Origin of the sequence: Pantoea hericii (assembly GCF_014155795.1) — a bacterium.
Classification (GTDB): domain Bacteria; phylum Pseudomonadota; class Gammaproteobacteria; order Enterobacterales; family Enterobacteriaceae; genus Pantoea; species Pantoea eucalypti.
Genome location: NZ_SCKV01000001.1, coordinates 357,507 through 383,799, shown reverse-complemented (window position 1 = coordinate 383,799; position 26,293 = coordinate 357,507). Strand labels below are relative to the sequence as shown.

The following is a 26,293-nucleotide window of genomic DNA, read 5'->3' as shown; positions in this document are numbered from 1 at the left end:
CTTCGGGCAGTGCAGGCCTTTCTTGTTTAGGCAGCGGCGTCGCTTTGTGTGGATTGCAGGACAGAGGTGACTGGGTGGGGGAGGCGGTGGCTGTCAGTCGGGTGTAGCCGAAAGGCCTGCACTGCCCGATTGCAAAGGAATCCCGCATCCCTGCGGATCGGCCACGCCATCCCTGGCGTGGACGCTTTGCTCTTCGGGCAGTGCGGGCCTTTCTTGTTTAGTCAGCGGCGTCGCTTTTCAATGTTGTGAGCGTCTGTTTGTTTGAGTGCGCAGAAGCGGCCACTGGATGCTGGAGTTAACGTGTCGCTTTCACTGTCTTAAAAGATTCCCAAACTTTCCGCTAAACCTGCGGCTGGCTGGCTTTTTTCGCCCGATAAAGCTAGTGTATGGGCATTAAAAATCGATGATGCGACTAACCTTGCCAACTGCGAGTCACCTTTGAAATATCCTGTCTCTTTCCGCACTACGCTTCGCATCTCGCGCTACCTTTTCCGCGCGCTGGCGCTGCTAATCTGGACGCTGGGCGCCGTTCTGACAGCGTTTTATATTATCAGCGTACTGCATAATAAAGAGACGCAGGTTCGGCAGGAGTTTGCCAGCAACTACGGCACGATTCAGTGGTATGTGCGCCATTCGGCGGACATGGTGCGTGAACTGAAATATATCACCGAGAACCGCTTAACCAATGCCAGCAGTGGCCTGGATGTACTGACCGGCATGATGCCAGGCAAAACAACCCAGCCGCAGTTTACGCCACTCTTTTCGGATGGCGACTGTACCTCAATGAGCAATACCTGGCGCAACTCGCTCGATTCTCTCAGCTACTACATCAATTACTGGAAAAGTAACTTCGCCTCGTCGTATGAACTGAATCGGGTGTTCTTTATCGGTGGAGAAAGTCAGTGTCTGGCCGACTTTACGATTGGCAGCAGCAACGCTGATCGGGAACGCAGCCTGAAATCGCTGCGTGAGAATGTGCTGCGTTATCGCAACAGCAGTGAAGAAGAGCGCCGAAATCCGATGTACTGGATCAACAGCAGTGCTCAGCCTGGCGTCGGCACTTTCTATATGGTGGTGCCGGTTTACGTCGCGAACAAGTTACAGGCACTGCTGGGTGTTGAGCAAAATATCCGACTGGATGAGTTTATTCAGCCGGGCAGCCTGCCGATCATTGCGTCGATTACCGATGAGAACTATCGTCCACTGCTTAACTCGCGGCGCGGCGGCCTGGGCTTCTCGCTCGACAATCTGCCTGATGATAAAACCTGGTTCGGTTACCTGAATGGGTATCGTCAGCTGGTGCTGAAAAAGCCACTTCCGCCCTCCGATCTGAATGTGGTGTGGTCAGTACCTACCGATGTCATGGTGGATCAGCTCAAGCTGATGATCATCAATGCGCTGCTGCTCAATATTTTCAGTGCCGTTATCCTGTTTACTCTCGCCTGGGTATTCGAGCGCCGGATGTTCCTGCCGGCAGAGGAGAATGCACATCGTCTGGAAGAGCATGAGCAGTTTAACCGTAAGATTGTCGCCTCGGCGCCGGTGGGGATCTGTATCTTACGCACCAGCGACGGCACCAATATTCTGAGTAATGAGCTGGCACATAATTATCTGACGTTGCTGACGCAGGAGGACCGGCTTCGGCTGAATGAAATCATTGGCGGGCAGCAGGTTAACTTTGTCGATGTGCTGACCGGCAGCAATACCAACCTGCAAATCAGCTTTGTGCATTCGCGCTATCGTAATGAGAACGTCGCGATTTGTGTGCTGGTTGATGTCTCGGCGCGCGTAAGGATGGAGCAGTCTCTGCAGGAGATGGCCCACGCGGCAGAGCAGGCGAGCCAGTCAAAATCGATGTTCCTTGCCACCGTCAGTCATGAACTGCGCACGCCGCTCTATGGCATTATCGGTAACCTCGATCTGTTGCAGACCAAAGAGCTACCCAGCGGTATCGACTCGCTGGTGACGGCCATGAATAACTCCTCCAGCCTGCTGCTGAAGATCATCAGTGATATTCTCGACTTCTCGAAAATCGAGTCAGAGCAGTTGAAAATTGAGCCACGTCCGTTTGCCCCTCGCGAAATTGTCACGCACATTGTCGGCAACTATCTGTCGCTGGTGGTGAAGAAGCGGCTGACGCTTTACTGCTTTATCGAACATGACGTTCCGCAGGTGCTGGACGGCGATCCGTTGCGCCTGCAGCAGGTGATCTCGAACCTGCTTAACAACGCGATTAAGTTTACGCATACCGGCTGTATTATTCTGCACGCCTACGTTGCACAGGGCTATCTGGCTTTCCGCGTTCGTGATACCGGTGTCGGCATTCCGGCGAAAGAGCTTCCACGCCTGTTTGATCCTTTCTTCCAGGTGGGAAATGGCGTACAGCGTAATTTCCAGGGGACCGGGCTGGGACTGGCGATCTGTGAAAAGCTGATCAATATGATGGATGGCGACATTGAGGTCGACTCAGAGCCAGGCATGGGCAGCCAGTTTATTGTGCGTATTCCGATCTACCAGGGACAGAAGCCATCACTGATGCTGCTGGAGGACTTACAGGATAAGAGAATCTGGCTGGCGATGCGCAATGAGTATCTTGCGGCGTTTATCACGCGTCAGATTCAGCAGCAGGGTATTCAGGTTGCGGAGTATAACGGTAAGCCAGGCCCGGATGATGTGGTCATGACGGATTACGAACTGGAGACTGATGCACCGCTTCGCGCACTGGTCACGTTTGACGGATCCCATGTCGATATGCCGCGTGAACGTCAGCCGGGACGCTGGATCCACTCCACCGCCACACTGCACGAGGTGCCGGCGCTGCTGGCACGCATCTACCGGATTGCACTGGGCAATGACGCCGCCGATGCGCTGCTGCTGGCCACCCCGGTAGAAGAGAAAGTTCATAACGATGACATCATGGTGCTGATCGTCGATGACCATCCCATTAACCGCATGCTGCTGTCTGAACAGCTTGGCACGCTGGGCTATCAGGTGAAAACGGCCCAGGATGGCGTTGATGCCCTGAATGTCCTGAGTCGTAATGAGATTGATATCGTGCTCACCGACGTGAATATGCCGAACATGGATGGTTATCGCCTGACGCAGCGATTACGTCAGCTGGGCCATCTGTTCCCGGTTGTGGGCGTAACGGCGAATGCGCTGGCAGAAGAGAAACAGCGTTGTATGGATGCAGGTATGGATAACTGTCTGTCGAAGCCGGTGACGTTAGACGTGCTGAAAGTGACGCTGGCAATCTATGCTGAACGGGTTCGTAAAACGCGGCGGGGATAGGGCAGGAAAGGGCAGAGGCGAAGCGGTGCAGCTGCACCGCTTCAGGAGGAACTTAGTCTCTTTCGACCTGACTCTGGCTGACAGAGGACAGGTAGTTCAGCAGTGCGATATCGTTATCCACGCCCAGTTTCATCATCGCTGATTTCTTCTGGCTACTGATGGTTTTGATACTGCGGTTCAGTTTCTTGGCGATTTCGGTTACCAGGAAACCTTCTGCAAACAGACGCAGCACTTCACTCTCTTTCGGTGACAGGCGCTTGTCGCCATAACCACCCGCGCTGATCTTCTCCAGCAGTTTCGCAACGCTTTCTGGCGTGTATTTCTTGCCTTTCTGCAGTGCAGCCAATGCTTTTGGTAAATCGGTAGGCGCGCCCTGTTTCAGGACAATCCCTTCGATATCGAGATCAAGGACTGAACTCAGAATCGCGGGGTTATTGTTCATGGTCAGAACAATAATCGAGAGATCCGGGTAGTGGCGTTTAATATATTTAATCAGCGTAATACCATCGCCATACTTCTCACCTGGCATAGAGAGGTCGGTGATCAGGACGTTGGCATCAAGCTTGGACAGATTATTGATCAGTGCTGTTGAGTCTTCGAACTCACCTACAACGTTGACCCATTCAATTTGTTCCAGAGACTTTCGGATACCGAAAAGGACAATTGGATGGTCATCGGCAATAATTACGTTTAAGTTATTCATCTTATTGGTTACCTTGCTGCAGCAGTTGATTGACGTAAGCGTCAATATCACTGGTGGTATTTGTAATGTTTGAATCGTCACACGCTTTAATGTGGTGTTCTAACTCTTCACAAAGCTGTTTGCCGGGAGTCAGATTGAGCATGGCAAACACGCCCTTTAGGCGATGCGCTGTCTGAGCAAGCGAGGCGTAGTCCTTTTCCGCCGACTCAGTATACAGTCTCTTCACATCAACCGGTACTGTCTCCGTAAACAGCTGGAAATAGCCGCCGCTCATTAATGGCGTGGCCGCGTCGTCTTCCATGTCGTTATCCATCACATCATGCGACAGTTGTTTCTCAATCAGGGCCAGCAATGCATCCAGCATCGCATTACTGAGATTGAAATTGACCCGATACTGCTGGTCGTTCAGTGCATGATGACCCAATTCATCTTCCGCCAGCAGCAGTGCCCAGCCGCTAAGCTTCGAGGGATCGTCGGTCACCATGACATCGTGATCCTGACCGGAAATGCGCTCATCAGGTGTCAGACAACGCGCTCCCCAGTTCTCCAGATGGCGGCAGACGATTTTATGTACGTCCTCCACGGTGATCTCCACCAGCGCGGTCACGCCATCCAGAATTTTTTCCTCTTCTTCCTCACGCTTCTCTTCCAGCACCAGCGGCAGTTGCATGTTATAGCGCGTGCCGATATCCGCTTTTGCCACGATATCGAGACTGCCACCCATCTGCTTGCAGAGCTGCTTACACAGGAAGAACGCCATGCCGGAGGCCTGTCCGTAACGATCCTGGCTGGTATCCCCCAGGAACGGGAAGTCGACATTCGCCAGTTCATCCACCGTCAGGCCCGCACCGGTATCCACCAGTTCGATGATCACTCTGTCGGCCTGCTTCTCCGCAGCCTTAACTTCCAGGGTAATTTTCCCCCAGCGGGTCGTGGTCAGGGCGTAGTGCATCAACGTGGTCAGGACTTTGCGCAGGGCGCGACGGTCGCCAAAGCGCGTCTCGTCATTCGCCAGATGATTATTCACCACCAGCGACAGCCCTTTGCGGCGCATCAACGGCAGGCTTTCCAGCGCAATCTCATCCAGCAGTTCCTGCAGGTTGAAGACGGTCGCATCCGGTGACCAGTCGTGTGCTTCAAGCCGGTTCAGCAGCACGATATCATCTACCAGTCGCGCCAGGCCCTGGCTCTCGTCGAGCAGGTCCAGTACGGTTTCATCGGCATCACGCTGGCTGAGCTGCACCAGCTGCGCCACCATTTTTTCCAGTGGCTGATTCAGCGCATGGCCCAGATTATGCAGCAGCTGCTGGCGCATCTGATGATTGCGATCCAGCACCTGCTGCGCTTTCTGCAATTTCTTGTTCACCAGCAGTTCGCGATCCTGATCACGCATCATAAACAGCTGCGTATGCGGCGACAGCACGCTGCGGGCGTGACGGATCTCATACACTTCGTTGTTGATGGTGGCCTGCAGCACGCCCTGATGCTGGTCGGACATATTAATGATCTTCTGCAGATTGAGGTGAGGCAAAAGATGTTCAGCAATCTTATTGCTCAGCAGAGTACGGTTGCTGGCAAAGTCATACACCAGCAGACCGACCGGAAGGCTGGCCACAATCTCTTCATTCAGCACCCGCAGTGAATCGAGTTCAGCGCTCTGGTTTTCGCTGGGACGCAGTGACTGCTGACGCAGCAGCACGATCCCCGCCAGCGAGAGCAGGAACAGCAGCAGGTTGATCAGGAGCGGCCAGAGCAGATTATGCAGGCTGTCGATAATCAGGCGAGTAATCGGCACCTGATAAACCAGCTGCAACGGCGTACTTGGCAGGGTGGCCGCAATCTCAATATTGGGATTAACCAGTGAGACACGGGTATTTTCCACATCCTGCTGTTCACTGCTGCTGGCAGGCATTGAGGTGTCCTGACGCAGCTGGAAGTTTTCCAGCGGCATGTTCTGCGGAACGATATCGTTAACCGGCAGATCAAAGGCGACAACAGTGGCCAGATGGCCCGGCTGGTTAAAGGTGGTGCGCAGCGTGAAATAGTGATCGTTCTGGAAGGCGAGGTGGCGCAGTGGCGAGAAGCTCTCGCGTTCATCCAGCGCATTGGCCTGCTGCAGCATCTCAGCGCGACGGCTATCCACCATTGAACTGATGGCGCTCTCTTTATAGCGCGTTGCCATATCTTTCAGTGGCAGGGTCGAAATCATAATCAGGCTGTTGTCCTGACCATTTAAAAAGTACATCGACCACGTGGGATTTTCCGCGCCCCACAGCGTGTCGAGATAGTTCGACATCCGCATGGTCATATCCAGCGTACTGCTGTCATGTGAGCCGAAAATCAGTGCTTCCGTTTTACGCCGGGTTTTTTCCAGATAATAGACATCAGGACGCAGCCGCGTCTCCTGCAGGTTACTGCCAGGTGGCGCACCGGCTGCGCTGGTTGAGAGGTTTTCATATATCTGCCAGGTGGCAAAGCGATAGGCATCAATACGTTTCTGTACGTCACGCGCCAGATCGTCCATGGCATAGCGTTTCCCGGTCAGCCAGGCATTGACCGAGTTATGCACCATAAAGCCCAGCGCCAGCAGGAGCACCAGATTGAAAACCACAAAAAAGCGGGTGACATTGCCGGAGGTCAGTGGAAACTTATACAACATAGCGTGTCAGGTACCTGAATTATCGCGCAACTTTTCGCGCACTGGCGGCTACCGCTAACAGCAACAGGGCGATCAGTAAAAATGCGCCGCTGAGGCTGATCCATTGCGAAATGAATCCGATTAAAGCCGGACCTGAGAGAATACCCGCATATCCCAGCGTTGTCATGGCAGAAATCGCCAGGTTCGCAGGCATATCCTGTTGATTCCCGGCAGCATTGAACAACATCGGCACCGTATTGGATAAACCAAAGCCGACCAGCAGGAAAGCCAGCAGAGCGATCTCCGGCCACGGCAGCCAGACGGCCAGACACATACCCGCTGCGGCGGTCAGGGCGCCGGAGAGCATCACAGGATAGCGGCCAAAACGCTGGATGATCTTGTCGCCACTAAAACGGCCCAGCGTCATCGCGACGGAAAAGACGGCATAGCCGAGTCCGGCATAGGCGGGTGACATCGCCGGGTTCTGCAGCAGCAGCAGCGCGCCCCAGTCCAGTACGGCCCCTTCCGCCAGGAAAAGGATAAAGCAGAGCAGGCCAAGGAACGCAACCCAGCCACGTGGGATCACCAGCCAGGGCTGATCGGGCTGATGCAGTCGCGCATTCATCAGGACCGGCAATCGCCACAGCAGCAGCAAGAGCATTATTGCCATTACCACCAGCGTAGCGGTCAGTGGAGTGAAATCCCGGCTCAGCAACAGGCTGACGGTTCCTGCGCCCAGAATACCACCAAGACTGAAGAAACCATGAAAGCCCGACATCATCGGTTTATCTGCAGCCTGCTCAACCTGAACCGCCTGATAATTCATCGCCACATCCAGCATGCCCAGCCCGGCACCAAAAAGCATTAGCGCAGCCGCCATCACCAGATGAGAGTCTGCTGTCGCCAGCAGCGGCATCATCATCAGTACTAACAGGGTGGAGACGCACATCACGCGACGGCAGCCAAAACGCGCCACCAGCGTGCCGGTCACCGGCATCGCCGCCAGCGAACCAATACCCAGACAGAGCAGCAAGGCGCCCAGGGACGCGCCACTGAGCTGCAGACGATCCCGGGCAAACGGCACCAGCGGAGCCCAGGCTGACATCCCTAAGCCATTAATTAAAAAGATAGTGCGTGTACCCCAGTTAAGGCGGCTTTGATGTTTATGTTGTTGTGAAGCGTCCAGTGCGGTCATAGGTCGGATTCATCAATGTTAAAGCGGAAAAGTGTAGCACTGGCCGCGAGTCAGTGGCCGTTGCGCCTCTTGTCAAAAGTGGTGCAGTCACATCGCATAAATGGCAAAACCGGCAGTTTACCGACTTTTGTTGCATCGCAAATTTTTTCCAGAACTTTCCTGGTATGACCACCGCTCATCCGGGAGTACTTAACTCAAATTTCCCTGCCTTTTTTCAAGGGCTTGCTGTTAAAAACGCAGAACAGCACCACCTGTAAATGCTGACTGAATCACACAATTAAAAAAATTCCTGTCATTGCCCTCACGTTAATGACGCAGTGGTTTTAAGCCTCATCGCATCATTTATGGAAACAGTCAGCAATAAATTGACATGAAAAAACAAAGACAAAGCGCATTACCTGAAAACGAATTTTCGGTTATGGCTAATGTAATAATGTTTTAATCATAACTAAAGCTGTACATTGAAATTGATTTTTAACATGGTTACGCTAAAAGTTAATCAGTCACAACCTTTACGTTGTGTGAAAGTCTGTACAGCTTAAAACACTCAAAAACTAATAATAATACCGCTGCGCGCCTATTTTATGTGCGTTAGTGACGCGGCTTAGTTTCGCCATTTTTACCTGCGCCAGGTTAAGACACCTTCTTCATCTCAGGAGGTGAAATGATGCGTGAAGACTTCAAGCATAAAATAAATTTATGTTTAAGGATTCAGTATATTAGCTAATCTGGTGTAACAGAGGTTATAAATGGCAGAACTCACACAGAGCCGTGTAGATATCATCTCGCGCGAAAACGGTACACTCCTCTCACAGACCACTGGCGGTTCATCACAGTCCATTAACCTCACCGAACCCAGCGTTGTACGTATCAGCGGCACGCGAGACATGGTGACGCAGTTTGAGCGCCAGGGTAACGATCTGGTGCTGAAAATGCGTGACGGCAGCACAGTACGCTACCAAAAATTCTTTCTTGATGACGCCGATGGTCAGCACAGCGAACTGGTGTTCGATGATGGCGTCAATCCACCGGAACATGCACTTTTCCCGCAGACCGCAGAAGGGGCTGAACTCGCTTCCCGTTCGATCACACCGACCTATGAATCACTCGACAGCGTAGAGCCGCTGCTGCTGGCGGATAACGCCAATACGTCAATGGGCGTCATCACCGCAGGCGGTCTGGGTGTGCTCGGTTTAGCCGGACTGGCAGTGGGCATCGGCGGCGGTGGCGGAGGGGGTGGAGGTAACGGCGGCGGCAACGCCGGTGGCACCGATCCGGGAACACCGGTCACACCCGGGACACCTGCCATCACCCTGAATGCCTTCGCTGGCGATAATGTGCTGGATAATGCGGAAAAAACGACCGATCAGGTGCTGAGCGGCACGACCAGCAATGTCGAAGCCGGTCAGATTGTCACGGTTACGCTGGGCGGACAGACCTACAACACCACAGTCGGCACGGATGGCAGCTGGAGCGTTACGATCCCTGCCGCCGCGCTGGCGGGACTTCCCGCAGGCACCACCACCATCGACGTCAGCGTCAGTAACGCGGTGGGCACAGGCGCTACGGGCAGCCTGCCGGTTACCGTCGCTGCCGCCGATCCCGGTACACCCGCGACACCGGTTATCAGTCTGAATCCCTTTGCCGGCGACAACCTGCTGGATAACAGCGAAAAAACAACGCCACAAACGCTCTCCGGCAGCACCAGTAACGTTGAAGCCGGGCAGGTGGTCACCGTGACACTGGGCGGCCAGAGCTACAGCAGTAGCGTAGCCGCGGACGGAAGCTGGAGTATTACTGTGCCTGTGGATGCGCTGAGCGCGCTGGCCACCGGCAACGCCACCCTCACAGCAACCGTCACTAACCAGGCAGGCACCGCCGCCAGTGGCAGCCTGACCTTTAACGTCGAGCCGCCCCTGACCGAGCCGGGAACGCCGGTTATCACCATCAATCAGTTTGCCGGTGATGATGTCCTCAGCAACAGCGAGAAAGCCACCGATCAGCTGCTGAGCGGCTCCACCAGCAATGTGGAAGCGGGTCAGGTTGTCACCATCACGCTGGGCAATCAGACCTTCAGCGCAGTCGTGGATGCGCAGGGCAACTGGAGCGTCACGCTCTCACCTGCGGCGCTGAATGCGCTCAATGCCGGTTCACTTGCGATTTCTGCGGTCGTCACTAATCAGGCTGGCATTGAAGCCAGTGAAAACCGCGCAATCAGCGTCGATACGCCTGTCGTTACGGGTCCGCCTGCGGTCACTGTGGATGAATTTACCGGTGACAACCAGCTGAGCAACGCAGAGAAAACCACCGATCAGACGGTGACCGGCAGCACCAGCAATATCGAACCGGGTCAGGTTGTGACGGTCACGCTGGGCGGTCAGACGTACAGCGGCAGCGTAGATGCGCAGGGCAACTGGAGCATCACGCTACCCTCAGCGGCCCTGAGCGCACTGGCGGCAGGTGAAACGACACTGACGGTTTCGGTCAGCAATGCGGCCGGTAACACCGCGACCAGCAGCCTGCCCATCAGCGTGGAAGCGCCGGTGACGCAACCGGGCGAACCGACCGTTACCATCAATGAATTTGCCGGGGATGACATCCTCAGCAACGACGAAAAAGGGACCGCCCAGACGCTTTCTGGCACCACCACCAACGTCGAAGCGGGCCAGACGGTCACGATCACCTTTGGTGGCCAGACTTACGCTGGCATCGTGGATGGCAGTGGTAACTGGAGCGTGACTGTTCCGGCTGGTGCGCTGGGCAACCTGCCTGCGGGATCCAATGTCATCAGCGCCACCGTCAGCAACGTCGATGGTGTGAGCGCAGGCGAAACCCGCGATATCTCGGTTGAGGCACCTGTGACTGAGCCTGGCGTGCCGGCGCTGACCCTGAATGAATTTGCTGGCGATAACGACCTGAGCAACGCCGAGAAAGCGTCCGATCAGCCTGTCAGCGGCACGGTCACCAACGTTGAAGCCGGACAGATCGTCACCGTGACCCTCGGTGGTCAGACCTACAGCGCCAGCGTGCAGGGTGACGGCAGCTGGAGCGTCACCGTGCCATCCGCCGCGCTGAACGCACTGGCAGCAGGCACCACTACCCTGACCGCCTCGGTCAGCAATGCGGCGGGCGACACCGCGACAACTTCGGAGTCGATCACCGTCGAAGCCCCGGCGACGCAGCCGGGTGAAGCCACCGTAACCATCAACGCCTTTGCCGGTGACGATATCCTCAGCAACAGCGAGAAAGCCACCGATCAGCTGCTGAGCGGCACCACCACCAATATTGCTGAGGGCCAGCAGGTCACTATCACCCTGAATGGTGAGACCTTTACCGCCACGGTTGGCGCGGATGGCAACTGGAGCGTCTCGATCCCAGCCAGTTCGCTGGCGGCGCTGGCCGCCGGTAGCACGACCCTGAACGCTACAGTCACCGATACGCTCGGCGCAGCCGTCAGTGAAACCCGTGACTTCCTGGTGGCGTCAGCGGGCACTTCACCGAATGCCCCAACGTTAACCGTCAATGCCTTCGCTGAAGACAACATCCTGAGCAACGATGAGAAGCTGGAGGCTCAGGCGGTCTCAGGCAGCACCACCAACATCGAAGCGGGCCAGATTGTGACCGTAACCCTGGGCGGAGAGCGCTACAGCGGCACGGTCAATCCTGACGGCAGCTGGAATATCGCGATTCCGGCCGATGCACTCGGTGCGCTGGCCGCAGGATCTGCCTCGCTGGTGGTGACGGTCAGCAACGCAGCGGGCACCAGCGTTAGCGACACGCTGGCGATCACCGTCGAGCCACCGGTGACTGAGCCGGGCCAGCCCACCCTCATCATCAATCAGTTCGCCGGTGATGACGTCCTGAGCAACGATGAGAAAACCAGCGACCAGTTGCTGAGCGGCAGCAGTACCAATGTCGAGCCGGGTCAAATCGTCACAGTCACGCTGGGCGACCAGACTTACAGCGCCACGGTCGGCGCGGATGGCAGCTGGAGCCTGAATGTCCCAGCCAGCGCACTGGCAGCACTGGCGGCGGGCAGTGCAACTATCGCGGCCACGGTTTCCAGTCAGGCGGGCATAATCGCCAGCGAAGATCGGGCGATTGTGGTGGATACCCCGGCGCAACCGGAAACGCCGACAGTGGCTATTGCCCTGTTCGCCGGTGACGATCTGGTGGATAACAGCGAAAAAGCCCTGGATCAGACGCTCTCCGGCACCACCAGCAATGTGGAGGCGGGCCAGACGGTCACCATCACCCTGGGCGGTCAGAATTACAGTGCCACGGTCAATCCTGATGGCAGCTGGAGTACACAGATCCCGTCTGCAGCGCTCAGCGCACTGGCAGCGGGCAGCACCGCCATTGCGGTTAGCGTCACGACGGTAGCCGGTGCTGTGGCCACTGACACCCGTGACATTAACGTCGCGCCAGCAGCAGGCGAACCTGGCATCGTCTCAATCAATGAACCGGTCAGCGCGGATGGCTTCCTCAATTTGCAGGAGCTGAGCAGCGATCTGATCATCAGCGGTTCGGCGGTGGGTGTTAATCCAGGCCAGACGGTGCAGCTTAATTTTAACGGCGGTAATTACAGCGCAGTGGTGAGCAGCAATGGCGTCTGGAGCGTCACCGTTCCGGCAAGTGCACTCACCGATATCACCGACGGTGTGAAACAGATTTCAGTGACGACCGTCGATGCCAGCAATACGCTGCTGACCGCCTCCGCTCCGCTGAATGTGGTCGCCTCTACGCTGCCGCAAATCACGCTGAACGAGAGTGCGATCACCGATGGTATTCTCAACCGGACGGAAGCGGGTAGCGATCTGCTGATCGGCGGCAGCACCGGCAAGGCCGTCGCGGGCCAGCAGGTGGAAGTGGAACTTAACGGCAAAACGTACAGTACCACTGTCAATGCCGACGGCAGCTGGAGCCTGCCAGTGCCTGCCAGCGATCTCGCTTTACTGGCGCAGGGCGCTAACAGCCTGATCATTACCGCCATTGACGAGGCGGGCAACCGCGCGGACCAGACGGTGAATTTCAGCGTCGACACGCTGCCACCGACGCTGATTGTGGCTGAGGTCGCAGGTGGCGATGGCATTCTCAACAGCAGTGAAGTGACGGCGGGTGTGCCGGTCAGTGGTTCAGGTGCACTGCCGGGCGAGCGGGTTTCTGTTTCGCTGAACAACCAGAGTTACAGCGCCACAGTCGATGAGCAGGGCAACTGGACGGTTGATTTGCCGCCAGCAGCATTGCAGGCATTGTCTGATGGCAGCAGCTATACGCTGACCGTCACGCTGACCGACGCCAGCGGGAACATCGCCACCCAGACGCAACCGCTGTTAGTCAACACACAACTTCCGGTTGCGGCCGTGACCGCACCGGGCGGTGATGGGGTTCTGACCAACAACGAACTGACTCAGCCGCTGCTGATCAGCGGCACCGGCACCACGGGCGACACCGTAACGGTGGGGTTAAACGGCAAGACCTATAACGCCGTTGTTGATGAAAACGGAACCTGGAGTGCTTCCGTTCCGGTTGCCGATCTGGGCCCGCTGACCAATCAGACTTATCCGGTAACGGTTACGGTGACCGATCCGGCCGGTAACAGCAGCTCGCAGGATACGTCTTTGCGGGTCGCCACGTCCGTACCGGCTCTGACGATCAACGATCTCACTAATGATGGCGCGATCAACAACAGCGATGCGCAGCAGCCATTGATCGTCAGCGGCACTGGCGACGAAGGCGACATCATTCGCGTCACACTGAATAACGTGACTTACAGCGCCGTGGTGGCGCAGGGTGGCAACTGGAGCGTCAATATTCCTGCCTCTGATCTGGCGAATGTGCCGAATGGCACCCAGACCGTAACGGTGGTGGCGACGGACGCCGATGGCAACACCACACAAACCGGCAGTCCCTTGATTTTCGCCACCACGCCGCCGCTGCTGGAAGTCTCCACGCCGGGCAGCGATGGTTATATCAATATCGCTGAGCACACCCAGGATCTCACTCTCGACGGGCGTGGCGGTGCGCAGGGCGATACGGTCACGGTAACGTTCAATAATGAAACCTACACCGCCACCGTGGATACCAACGGCGCGTGGAGCGTAACGGTTCCCGCCGCGATTGTCAGCCAGCTGGGCGATGAGATCTATCCGATCAACGTTGCCATCAGCGATGCGTATGGCAACACCACCACGCAGTTGACCAGCGTTACCGTGCTGGCGGCCACGTCACCCGCCCTGACCATTGATCCCGTCACCAGCGACAATCAGGTCGATAGCGCGGAACAGCTCAGCGACATTCTGGTCACCGGCAATGTCACCGGCGTACCGGCCGGTTCGCCGGTATTATTGACCATTAACGGGCAGTCTTACGACGGTGAGGTACTGGCGAACGGTCGCTGGAGTGTGACGCTGCCCGCCGGATCGCTGGGCGGTTTGGGCGAAAAAACCTTTACCGTAGCGATTACTGATCAGGCCGGTAACCCGGCGCTGCCTGCTGAAGGGCAATTCAGCGTGGTTATCTTACCCGAACCGTCGCTGTCGGTGACCCCGATCAGTGGTGACAATGCGCTGAATGGGCTGGAAGCACAGAGTGATCTCACTGTAAGTGGCGGCTCGGCAAACCTGCCGGCTAACAGTCCGATCAGCGTGACGCTGGAACCCAACGGCACGGTTTACACCACCACAACCGATATAAACGGCAGCTGGACCCTGACGGTGCCCGCTGCTGACCTGGCAAATCTGCCGCAGGGTAACACCACGGTTACCGTCTCTTCGGGTGATGTGCAGATCAATCAGCCGCTGCTGGTGGCGACTACGCCGCTGGCAGACCCGGAAATCAATACGCCTTTCACTGACGGCATTCTCAACACGGATGAAGCCAGCGTGGCGCAGACGCTGACCGGCTCAGTCCAGCCAGGCCAGGCCGTCAGCGTGACCCTGGGCGGCATAAGTTATCCGGCAACGGTCGCAGCAAATGGTGAATGGCGCGTCACGCTGCCGCCAGATGCGCTACAGGCACTGCCGCAGGGCAGCAATCCGGTTACCGTGACGGTAAGCGATGTGGCAGGTAACAGCACCAGCATCAGTGAACCGCTGATTGTTGATACCGGCTTACCCGCGCTGACCGTTAATCCGATTGCCATCGATGGCATTATCAATGCGACTGAAACGACCACGGATTTGAACCTGAGCGGCACCGTTGCGCCCGGCGGCAGCGTCAGCCTTGTACTGAATAACCAGACCTATGAGGCAGTAGTTGCCGCCGACGGCAGCTGGACGGCTACCGTGCCTGCTGCCAGTCTGCAACTGCTGCCAGAGGGGCGTTACGATCTTAACGTGACTGTCACGACCCTGAGCGGCAACGTCGCCACCACGCCATTCCCGGTTACCGTGGATACCACGCCACCCGACTTCAGCTTTGATACGCCTGCTGGCGATGGCGTGCTGAACATTGCAGAACAGGCCAACGGCTTCAGTTTCAGCGGTGCAGGCACTGAAGGCGACAGCGTGAGTGTCACGCTGAATGGCGTCACCTACACAGGCACCGTTGAGGCGGGCGGAAACTGGACGCTGGCTGTGCCGCCAGCGGCACTGGCCGGTCTGACTAACGGCATCAGCTATCCCGTGGTGATCACCGTCACCGACGAGGCGGGGAACAGCAACAGCCAGAACAGTGCGCTGACAGTTGCCACAACGCCGCCTCCGCTGGTGGTCGCACCGATCAGCGGCGACAATGCGCTGAACACAGGTGAACTGGCGGAGCCGCTGGTCGTCAGTGGCAGCGGTCAGAATGGCGATATTGTCACGGTCCAGCTTAATGACCAGATTTACAGCACCACGGTTGGCGTAAATGGACAGTGGACGCTGCAGATCGCCTCTGAAGCGCTAGCAGCACTGCCGTCAGGCAGTAATCTGGTAACGGTGACGGAAACCAGTGCGAACGGTAATCAGAGCAGCCAGGTGATTGATCTGAATGTGGCTACCTCGCCGGAGATACAGCCTGCGCTGACCATAGATAGCAGCACCTTTGCCGGTGATGGCATCGTGACGGCGGCAGAGCAGCTACAGCCGATTACGGTCCGCGGCAGCAGCAGCAATGTTGAAGCGGGCCAGCAGGTCATCATCTCTCTGAATGGCACCGAATACAGTGGCGTGGTCGCGGCCAGTGGCAACTGGAGTATCATTCTGCCTGCAGGCGCACTGGCTGAATTGGGGGAGGGTAATCAGACACTGAACGTCAGTGTGATTAACGTCGTGGGTAATACGGCCAGCAGCCCGCTTAACTTCAGCGTGGACAACACCCTGCCGTCGATTGCGCTGGCACCAATTAGCGACGACAACTACCTCAATGCACAGGAAGTGAATGGCGCCATCGTCGTGAGCGGCAGCACCAGTGGTCTGCCGGACGGCAGCATTGTCACCGTCGTGGCTAATGGGACGCCGGTCAGTGTCACCGTGGCGGCAGAGGGAAGCTGGAGCCTCACCTTACCGGCTGGCACCTTTACCGGCACTGCAGATGGCCCGCAAATCATCACGGTCACCGCCAGCGACGCTAACGGAACAGAGCTTGCGACCAGTGACGCCACGCTGACGGTTGTCGCCAGCGCATTGCCAGTGGCCACTCCCGGTGTGGCATTTAATGATGGCATTCTCAACGGTGAGGAAGCCTCGGCAGGTGGCGTGATCACCGGCAGCACCGGCATAACCGGTGACGGCCAGACGGTCGTTGTGACGCTGGGCGGCAGCAACTACAGCGGCACGGTGGATGCTACCGGCAACTGGCAGGTCGCGGTTCCGGCCGATATTCTGGCTGCGCTGCCACAGGGCAATGCACCTTACACCGTGGTTGTCAGTGATGTAGCAGGCAATACCAGCCAGGCGAATGGCAACATTGTGGTGGATACCGTGCCTCCGGTGCTGAACTTCATCACGCCATCCGATGGCATTATCAACGCTGCCGAGAGTCAGCAGCCGCTCACGCTGACCGGCAGCAGCGAAGCAAACGCGCTGATTGTGGCCAGCTTCAACGGCACCACGCTGAGCACCACCGCTGACGTCAATGGCAGCTGGTCGCTGGCATTGCCTGCCACGGTTTACGCCGGGCTGGGCAACGGCAGCTATCCACTGACCGTGACCGCCAGCGATGCGGCAGGCAATGCCACCACCACCAGCCGTGACCTGGCGCTGAAAGTGGAACCCGGCACACTGCCAACCCTGACGCTGGATGCGTTTGCCGGTAACAACGTGGTTGATGGCGCGGAACGCCTCACCGATCAGCGTCTCTCGGGCACCACCACCAATGTTGAAGCGGGCCAGCTGGTCACTGTGAACATTGAGGGGACGGTTTACAGCGCCACCGTGCAGGCGAGCGGCGCGTGGAGCCTGACCGTGCCAGCCGGTGCGCTGGCGGCCATTAATGACGGTAGCGCCAGTTTCACTGTGGCGGTCAGCGATGTGGCAGGCAACACCACTAGCCGTGATCTCAACTTTGACGTGAACAGCAACGCCTCTGGCCTGGCGATGGACGCCATCAGCCAGGACAACTACCTGAATGCACAGGAGCTGGGTCAGTCGCTGATCGTGACCGGCACCTCGGTGAATGTGCCTGAGGGCAGTACGGTGACGCTGCTGTTTAACAACATCAGCTATACCGCGCAGGTCTCGGCCACTGGCCGCTGGAGTGCGATCGTGCCGGCTGAGGCACTCACGGCGCTCGCCGATGGGCCTTACACCGTGACCGTCACCGCGACAGACAGCGGCGGGTCGACCCTGAGCAGTGAGGCGACGCTTAACGTACTGGCGACCACTCTGCCGGCACCACAAATCCTCTCTGCCTTTGGCGATGGAGTGCTCAACAGCAGCGAGATCGCCACAGCACAAACCCTGAGCGGCACCACAGGTGTAACAGGTGACGGACAGCGCGTCAGCGTGCAGTTGAATGGCGTCACGTATAACGGTACGGTCGACAGCAACGGCAACTGGCAGATCAACGTGCCTGCTACGGCGCTGGCTGACCTGCCAGAAGATGTTATTAGCTATACCGTCACGGTGCAGGATGCGGCGGGTAACACCGGCAGCACACCGGGCAGCGTAACGGTGGATCTGACGCCACCGACGCTGACCCTGAACGCCGTTGCGGGCGATAACAGCGTTAATATCGCCGAAAGCCTCGCTCCGATTGTCCTCAGCGGCAGCAGCAATGCTGAAGCCGGGCAGCAGGTCACGATTACCCTGAACAATCAGCTCTGGACGACTACCGTTACCCAGGAGGGCGACTGGAGCCTGACACTGCCTGCAGGTTCGCTGGCCGGTATTCAGGCCGGCGCTTACATCCTGACTGTGACAGTCAGTGATGCGGCGGGTAACCCGGTCACGGAAACGCGTGAAATCACCGTGGCAACCGGGGCATTGTCGGTCAGCATAAACACCCCGTTTGGTGATGGTTATCTGAATCTGGCTGAGCAGGGTGTCGGCCAGACACTGACCGGCAGCACCGGTGTGCCGGGCGACGGCCAGACCGTCACCGTGACGCTAGGCGGGAATGATTACCCGGCCACGGTGGATGCGCAGGGCAACTGGACGCTGAATTTAACACCTGCGCAGGTGCAGACGCTGGACGAGGGGATCAATACCCTGGTGGTCAATGCCAGCGATGCGGCCGGTAACAGCGGTCTGCTGACCAGCGCCGTCACCGTTGATCTCACACCGCCGGTATTGAGCGTCAACCCCATCGGCGGCGATAACATCATCAATTCCCTGGAGGTACTGGAAGCGGTCGCCATCAGTGGGTCGGCAACGGTGGCGGATGCCGGGCAGACAGTGACGGTCAGTTTCCAGAATGTCGATTACACCACTCTGGTGCTCTCTGACGGCACCTGGCAGGTGACGCTGCCTGCCAGCGTTGTGCAGGGGCTGGCGGACAACACCTACCCGGTTGTTGTCTCAATGACCGATGCAGCGGGCAACCCGGCGGTTGCGGTTCAGACCACACTGACGCGCGATGCTGACAGTCTGAATCTGCCGACCCTGACCCTCGGGACGCTCAGTGAGGATAACTTCCTTAACCAGGCCGAGTCGCAGCAGGATCTGAGCATCGGCGGCACCAGCACCAATCTGGCTGAGGGCCAGCTGGTGACGGTGACGCTGAACGGCCTGCAGTACAGCGGCACGGTGACCGCGAGCGGCAGCTGGACGGTCACTGTTCCGGCCGCCGCCCTGGGTAATCTTCCGGATGGCGATCAACTGGTGCAGGTGGTGGCAACGGATGCCTCTGGTAACCCGGCCAGTGCCAGTGGCAGTCTGGTTGTGCTGGCCAGCGCGCAGGTTCAGCCGACGCTGACCATGAACGTGGTCGCCGGCGATGATGTGATCAATGCCACCGAGTCCACTGCAGAGGTTGCGGTCAGCGGCAGCAGCACGCTGCTGGCAGCGGGTACTGTCGTAACGGTGTCATTGAGCGGCACGGATTACACGACGACGACTCTGCTTGATGCAAACGGCAACTGGACGGTGAATGTGCCGTCCGCGGCCTTTGCCGATGTGGCGCCAGGCAGCAGCCAGACCTTTACCGTCAGCGCAACGGATGTCGCGGGTAATCCGGCGACCGCCACGAAGGAGGTTGATTTTATTACCACACGTCCTGTGCTGACGGATATCACGGTCAGCGCGGGCGACCCCCTTAACCTGTCGGAGTCGCTGCAGGATCTCACCATTAGCGGCACCACCACGGGCGCAATACCTGTGACGGTAACGCTGAATAATGTCAGCTACACCGCCACGGCAGATGCCGACGGAAACTGGACAATTACTGTTCCGACGGCCGACGTGCAACAACTGGCGGATGGCCCCAATGCGGTCACCGTTTCTGTCTCTGACGCGGCGGGCAATATCACCACGGACACCACCACCTCACTGGATGTGGCGTTTAACACCCTGCCAGCGCTGACCCTGAACAGACCGTTTGGCGATTCGCTGCTCAGTCTGGCAGAAACCGAAGGCCCGATAACGCTGAGTGGTGACAGTACCAACCTGCCGGAAGGCAGTGTAGTAAACATCGCTGTCGGCGGGCTGACGTTCAGCACCACCACGGATGCCAGCGGCAGCTGGACGCTGAACCTGGCATCAGGTGCGCTCACAGGCCTTGACGATGGACTGACACAGGTGGTGGTCACTGCTGTTGATGCTGCCGGAAATCCGGCGCAGGCCACTGCAGGCGTTGAGATCCTGCAAACCCCACCGGTTTCCGCTGACTTTGCTGTTACACAGTTCGGCGACAACGTCATTAATATCAGTGAAGCCGCCTCGGTGCAGCAGGTTACCGGCACCTCCACCGTCGTGGCGGGTCAGACGCTGAGCGTCACGGCAGGTGATGACGCTATCCCGTTATCCGTCACGGTCGATGCCAGTGGCAACTGGACGGCCAGCCTGACGCCAGAGGTGATCGCCAGCCTGGGAAGCGGGGAACATACCCTGACCCTCACAACCACCGATCGGGCAGGAAACACGACCGAGGCGACCAAAACATTTATCTCTGCGATTACACCGATTGCTGACCCCTCGCTGGATACACCCTTTATTGATGGGCGGATTAACGCCGCAGAGGCGGCCGCAGGGGGATCGCTTACCGGTGCGGTGAATGTTGATAACGCAGCGGGGGTCACCGTCACGCTCAATGGGACTGTTTATTCCGCAACGCTCAGTCAGGATGGTTCCCGCTGGTCACTGGACCTGCCACCTGCTGTATTGCAGTCACTGCCGGATGGCAACTGGCCGGTGACGGTGACCGTCACCGATGTGAACGGCAACACCGGAAGCTTCGGCGGTACGGTACTGGTGGCGATTAACTCGCTGCCGGATGTCAGCCTGAATCTGCCGTTTAGTGACGGTGCGCTGAACGCTGCCGAGGCGGGAACGGAACAGATCCTGACGGGTACCACCGGCATTAGCGGTGCCGGTCAGACTGTATCGGTCCTGATCTCCGGCTTCAATAATGATCAGCCGCTGGCTGCAACGGTGCAGACCGACGGCAGCTGGTCTCTGGCCCTGTCGCCAGCGCAGCTGGCCACGTTCACCAGCGGCACTCACACTATTACCGTGACCGCAACCGACATCGCGGGTAACAACGATAACACGGCGCTGAATGTGGTCACCGAAGTGGCCGTGCCGGTACCCGGCTTTAACCCTGGTGCATTTGGCGGAGATAATCTGCTGAACATCAGTGAAGCGGCGGCAGGCGTGACCCTGACCGGCACCACCGGCAGTGTGGGGGCGAATCAGGCGGTCAGCATCACCGTCGATATTAACGGCAGTCGCTATTCTGGCTCAGTGGATGGCGACGGTAACTGGACCGTGGATATTCCGCCGGATGCCCTGAGTTCACTGGGTAGCGGGCCGCAGACGCTGACGGTCAACGTGGTGGATGCAGCGGGCAATAGCGCATCAGCGCAACTGCCATTCACCGCTGATCTCACCGCGCCACAGCCTGCAGTCAATCCGGAATTCCTCGGCAGCTATGTAAACAGTAGCGATGTTGCCGCGGGCATTACCCTGAGCGGCACCACCGGTGAGGTGGGCGCGAATCAGACGGTGGGGCTCACGCTTGACGGCACGACCTATACCGCAACAGTGGATGCGAATGGCAACTGGACGGTGCCCCTGACTCAGGCGCAGCTTTCAGCACTGCCGGATGCCACCTATCCGGTCAGCGTGACAGCAACCGATGCAGCGGGCAACAGCACCACCATTACCAGTTCGCTGGTGCTCGACAAAACCCCGCCGGTGCTTAGCTTTACCGACTTCACTGGCGACAACGTCGTTAACTACGCCGAGAGCATTCAGCCGCAGATACTCAGCGGCACCACGACCGGCGCAGAAACCGGTTCTGTCGTCACGGTTTCGCTGAATACCACCATCCTTGGCACCGCAATTGTTGACGGTAACGGCAAATGGAGCGTGACGCTGACGCCAGAGCAGATGGCCACCTTTACGCCATCGACCACGTTGACGCTGGCAGTGACCGATCTGGCTGGCAATACCGCAACCGTGCCTGTCTCGCTGACCGTCGATCTGACGCCACCACCAGGCCCGCTGGTAACGCTGGACACAGTCTCGGGCGACAACATTATCAGCACCCAGGATGTGGCGGGTGGGGTAGCGGTAAGTGGTACTTCGGCTAACCTCGGCGCGAACGGGTCAGTGGAGGTGGTGATCAATGGTGTTCCCTACACCACCACGCTGGATGCGTCGGGCAACTGGTCGACCGGGGCCTTGCCCGTCACCGCCTTTGGCAATGCGGACGGCAGCGTCGGCATCACCGTGACGGCCACAGATGGCACAACACCGGTGACGACCAGCGGTAACGTGCTGATCGATCTGACTGCACCAACCCTGTCGATCAATACCTTTGCGGGTGATAACCAGGTTAATGGCAATGAAAGCACCCTAAGCCAGGCGATTACCGGCACCGCCGATATCGCTGAGGCTGGCCGCACGGTCGTTGTGACCTTCAATGGCCAGACCTACAACGCGGTGGTGCAAACCAACGGCACCTGGTCCACTACCGTTCCTGCCAGCGCAATGCAGGCACTTACCGATGGCACCACGCCAATCACCGCGCAGCTGACGGATGCCGCCGGTAATGTGGGGACGGCTACCCAGACAGTGACGGTAGATACCGCCGCGCCACTGGTGCAGGTGGACGCATTCCTCGGCGACAATGTGGTCAACGCCGCTGACCTGGTGGCCAGTCAGGTGCTGACCGGCAGCGCGACGGGCGCCGAAGGCCAGACCATCAGCCTCTATCTGGGTGATGCCTCGCCGATCGCCACCGCGACGGTGGGGGCTGACGGACGCTGGAGCATCGATCTTGCGCCGAACGTCCTGTCGAGCCTCAATGACGGCGCGCTGGTGTTTGGCGTGCGGGTCAATGACCTTGCAGGCAACCAGACCGACGCCACGCTAACGGTCAATAAAGTGGTCAACAGTGCGCTGACGCTGGTGGTTGATTCGGTGTTCGGCGACGGCACGCTCAGTGCGCTGGATACCACCGTCGCGCAGACGATCTCCGGGACCGCACTCTCCGCGGGCGTCGGTGCCACAGTTTCCGTGGTGCTGGGCGGGACCACGCTCTCTGCCTCAGTGGGTCAGGATGGTAAATGGGCTATCGTGGTGCCACCGTCGGTACTGGGTCTGCTCACCGATGGTCAGCTGGATATTGACGTCACCCTGACGGATGCCGCAGGCAACACCCGCACGGTGGGTGAAACTGCTACGGCGATTGTCGATGCGGTGCCGGTCGTTGGTCCGCTCACCGGCTTGTTTGGCGGCGATAACCTGCTGAACATTGCAGAAGCCGCAGCCGGACAGCTGGTCGGTGGCGTCATCAGCAATGCAGCTGCAGGTTCACAGGTGACTGTGACCTTTGGCAGCAAGACGTACAGTACAACGGTGCAGGCGGGCGGAAGGTGGAGCGTTAACCTGCCGGGCAGCGATCTGACTTCACTGCTGGATGGCAATCTGACGCTGGGCGTCAGTGTCAGGGATGCCGTGGGTAACGTTGCCTCTAACAGCGCCTCAATTGGTATCTTTACCCAGACACCGTCCATTTCGCTGACGTCACTGTTTGGTGATGGGGTACTGAATCTGGCCGATATCGCCACCGGACAGGTGATCAGCGGCGTGGTAAATAACGTTGCGCAGGGCAGTGTGGTCACACTCTCGGTGGGCAACAGCCAGCTCAGCGCTACCGTGGGTGCGGGCGGCGCCTTCAGCACCACGGTAACGCCGGATATTCTGGGCACGCTGGCACAGGGCAACGTGACGGTAGGGGCTTCGGTCACGGATGCAGCGGGCAATACCGCCAGCACCAGCGCCGGTGTCCGCGTCGATACGCTGCTGCCGACCATCACGGTGAATCCGCTGTTCGGCGACGGTCTGCTGAACGTGGCAGATGCGCTGTCGACGCAGATCATCAGCGGCGTCGTGGGCGGTGCGGAAACGGGGTCGCGTGTGGTGGTGTCGGTGGGCGCACAGCAGTTTGTGACGGCAACGGATGCGAATGGCAACTTTACCGTCTCGCTGACGCCTGCGCTGCTGCAGGGGATTGCCGATGGTAACCTGACGGTCGGATTCAGTGTCACCGACAGCGCCGGTAACACCACCAGCACCACTGCCGGGGCGCTGGTGGGTATTCACAATCTGCCGAAAGTGACGCTCAATCCGCTGTTTGGTGACGGCGTGCTTAACCTGGCGGAATCGCTGGTCACGCAGACTATCAGCGGCACCGTCTCCGGGCTGGCGGCGGGCAGCAGCGTCAGGCTGGCGATTGGCAGTACCAACGTCACCGCGCAGGTCAACGCCGACGGTACGTTCTCTACTGCCATCTCGCCAGCGGTGCTCTCGACGCTGCTTAACGGTAACTTCACCGTCAGTGCGTCGGTCACCGACACGGTCGGTAACGTCAGCAGCACCAGCGCGGGCGTCTCCCTGGGACTGGTCCAGCCAACCCTGACAGTGAATACGGTGTTTGGCGACGGTGTGCTGAGCGCCTTGGATCTGGCTTCCAGCCAGACCCTGAGCGGGACCTCCAGCCTTTCAGCGGGTTCTGTCGTCAGCGCCACACTGAATGGCCAGACCTATACCACCAAAGTAGTGAGTGGCGGCAACTGGAGCATCAGCGTGCCAAAAGCGGACCTTGCCTTGATCACTGACGGCATTAAAACCGTGACGGTCACTGGCACCGATGCCTACGGAAATGTGGTGAACAGCAGTGGAACGCTGAACGCCATCAGCCAGTCGACGCCAGTGGTCGCCATTACCTCACTGTTTGGAGACGGTGCGTTGAGCGCGGTGGATGTAAAAACCGCACAGACTATCTCAGGTACCGCCAGCAATGCTGAGGGATCGGTGGTGCGGGTGACGCTGGGTGGGCAGACATACAGCACTACCGTGAGCAGCAATGGCAACTGGAGTCTTTCTGTTCCGGCAGCTAACCTCGCCGCCATTGCAGATGGACTACAGACTGTCACCGCCAGCGTCATCAACGGTGCAGGTACCAGTGGTTCCACTTCGGCGTCGCTGGGTGTGGTGAGTCACACCACGCCGACGGTCAGCGTGAACAGCTTCTTTGGTGGCGATGGCTACCTCAACATCTCAGAGGCCAATGCCCCTGAGACCATCAGAGGAACCAGCACTAACGCGGCGGGTGGCACGGTAACGGTGAACGTGGCGGGCAACATCCTCACCACCACCATCGGTGCGAACGGCGCATGGAGCATCAGCGTGCCATCAGCGACGCTGAAAGGCATTCCGGACGGCAGCCATCCGCTGACCGTGACGGTGGCGGATATTGGTGGCAACACCGCGACCAGTACCAGCAGCTTTACCGCGTTGTCGCATAATCAGCCGCTGGTGGGTGTTGATCCTGTACTCAGCATTGTGGGTTCTCTGCTCAGCGGTCTGGTGGTGCAGGGCGGATCGCTGAATGCCGCGCAGGGCTCAAAAGTCAGCGTAACGTTGCTTCTGGCCAACGGCAACAACGGTCCGACGCTGAACACCACAACCGATGCGCTGGGGCGTTATGCGGTTAACTTCTCACCGTCACTGCTGTCGGTGGGTGGCCTGCTGCTGTCGCTGAGTACGCTGGCAAAAGTTTCGATTACCGACGCAGCCGGTAACAGTTACACCACCACAAACACGCTGTTGCTGGGTGCTGTGCTGCCGGTCACGCTGGCGGCATCCGAGTCGCTTGCGCTGTTCTCAATAGCGGATGACAGCGCCACGGTCGCCAGTGCCAGCACGGAAACGCAGCACAATACGAGCACCAGCAGCGACGATAACAGCGCCCATGTCGCAGTGACCTCGACGCTGATTACCGAAGCGGATACCGTAACGCCGGTCAGCAGTGAAACCGCCACAGCGAGTGACACCGCGGTGGCAGCGGCACCGGCAGAGGAGGCGGGCTATACCATCGGCGGCGTAGTGATTACGCTGGCTGATGGCACGACGGCAGAAGGGGCGTCGGTTACCGGCAGCAGCGGCGCGGATACCGTGACGGTCAGTGACCTTAACTTTACCCATATTGATGGCGGCGCAGGCACGGATACACTTGTGCTTAACGGTGAGTACCTCAGTCTGGACCTCACCGCGCTGGGCCTGAAAGTTGAACACATTGAAGTGCTCGATTTGGGTAAAACCGGCACCAACTCCGTGAAACTCGATCTCAATGAGGCACTCAATATTACGGACAAACAGAGTGACGATTTGATGATCAAAGGCGCGGATGGCAGTCAGGTCACTCTGGCGAACAGCAACGGCGGTATCTGGGAAGTGACTGGCGAGCGCACGGTAGAGGGCAGAGTCTTTGAGATCTACCACAACTCGGCGCTGACCAGTGAGAACACCCTTGGTGATGTGCTGGTGCAGCAGAATCTGCAGGTTCATGTGGTGTAGCAATAATAACGTCGGTC

At 58.3% G+C, this 26,293-nt stretch carries 5 protein-coding genes; 2 read left to right on the top strand and 3 right to left on the bottom strand.

What is annotated here, in order from left to right; translation table 11 throughout:
- Positions 1-438 precede the first annotated feature (438 nt).
- On the top strand, positions 439-3,291 hold the full coding sequence (gene rcsC, locus H7K52_RS01605; protein ID WP_003854206.1) for a two-component system sensor histidine kinase RcsC: 2,853 nt from the start codon (positions 439-441) through the stop codon (positions 3,289-3,291).
- A 52-nt stretch (positions 3,292-3,343) separates the two neighbouring features.
- Here the strand turns inward: rcsC and rcsB are convergent, their stop codons facing one another.
- The 3 genes from rcsB to H7K52_RS01590 are packed head-to-tail and all read right to left on the bottom strand — an operon-like array spanning position 3,344 to position 7,827.
- Positions 3,344-3,994, bottom strand: a complete 651-nt coding sequence (gene rcsB, locus H7K52_RS01600; RefSeq protein ID WP_003854204.1) for a response regulator transcription factor RcsB — start codon at positions 3,992-3,994, stop codon at positions 3,344-3,346.
- A gap of 1 nt (position 3,995) precedes the next feature.
- Positions 3,996-6,653: a phosphotransferase RcsD gene (gene rcsD / locus H7K52_RS01595; protein WP_008926131.1), complete on the bottom strand. Its 2,658-nt coding sequence runs from the start codon at positions 6,651-6,653 to the stop codon at positions 3,996-3,998.
- 19 nt (positions 6,654-6,672) lie between these two features.
- Entirely contained in the window at positions 6,673-7,827 is a 1,155-nt protein-coding gene (locus H7K52_RS01590; RefSeq protein ID WP_003854200.1) for an MFS transporter, read from the bottom strand.
- Between the two features lie 749 nt (positions 7,828-8,576).
- On the opposite strand from H7K52_RS01590, the gene H7K52_RS01585 reads away from it, so the two are divergent.
- The gene (locus H7K52_RS01585) at positions 8,577-26,276 is read left to right on the top strand and encodes an Ig-like domain-containing protein (protein WP_182629566.1); all 17,700 of its coding nucleotides are present in this window, start codon (positions 8,577-8,579) and stop codon (positions 26,274-26,276) included.
- Positions 26,277-26,293: the final 17 nt, after the last annotated feature.

Coding starts and splice junctions, on each gene's coding strand:
- rcsB (WP_003854204.1), bottom strand. CDS start 3,994: ATGAATAACTTAAACGTAATTATTGCCGATGACCATCCAATTGTCCTT.
- H7K52_RS01585 (WP_182629566.1), top strand. CDS start 8,577: ATGGCAGAACTCACACAGAGCCGTGTAGATATCATCTCGCGCGAAAAC.
- rcsD (WP_008926131.1), bottom strand. CDS start 6,653: ATGTTGTATAAGTTTCCACTGACCTCCGGCAATGTCACCCGCTTTTTT.
- H7K52_RS01590 (WP_003854200.1), bottom strand. CDS start 7,827: ATGACCGCACTGGACGCTTCACAACAACATAAACATCAAAGCCGCCTT.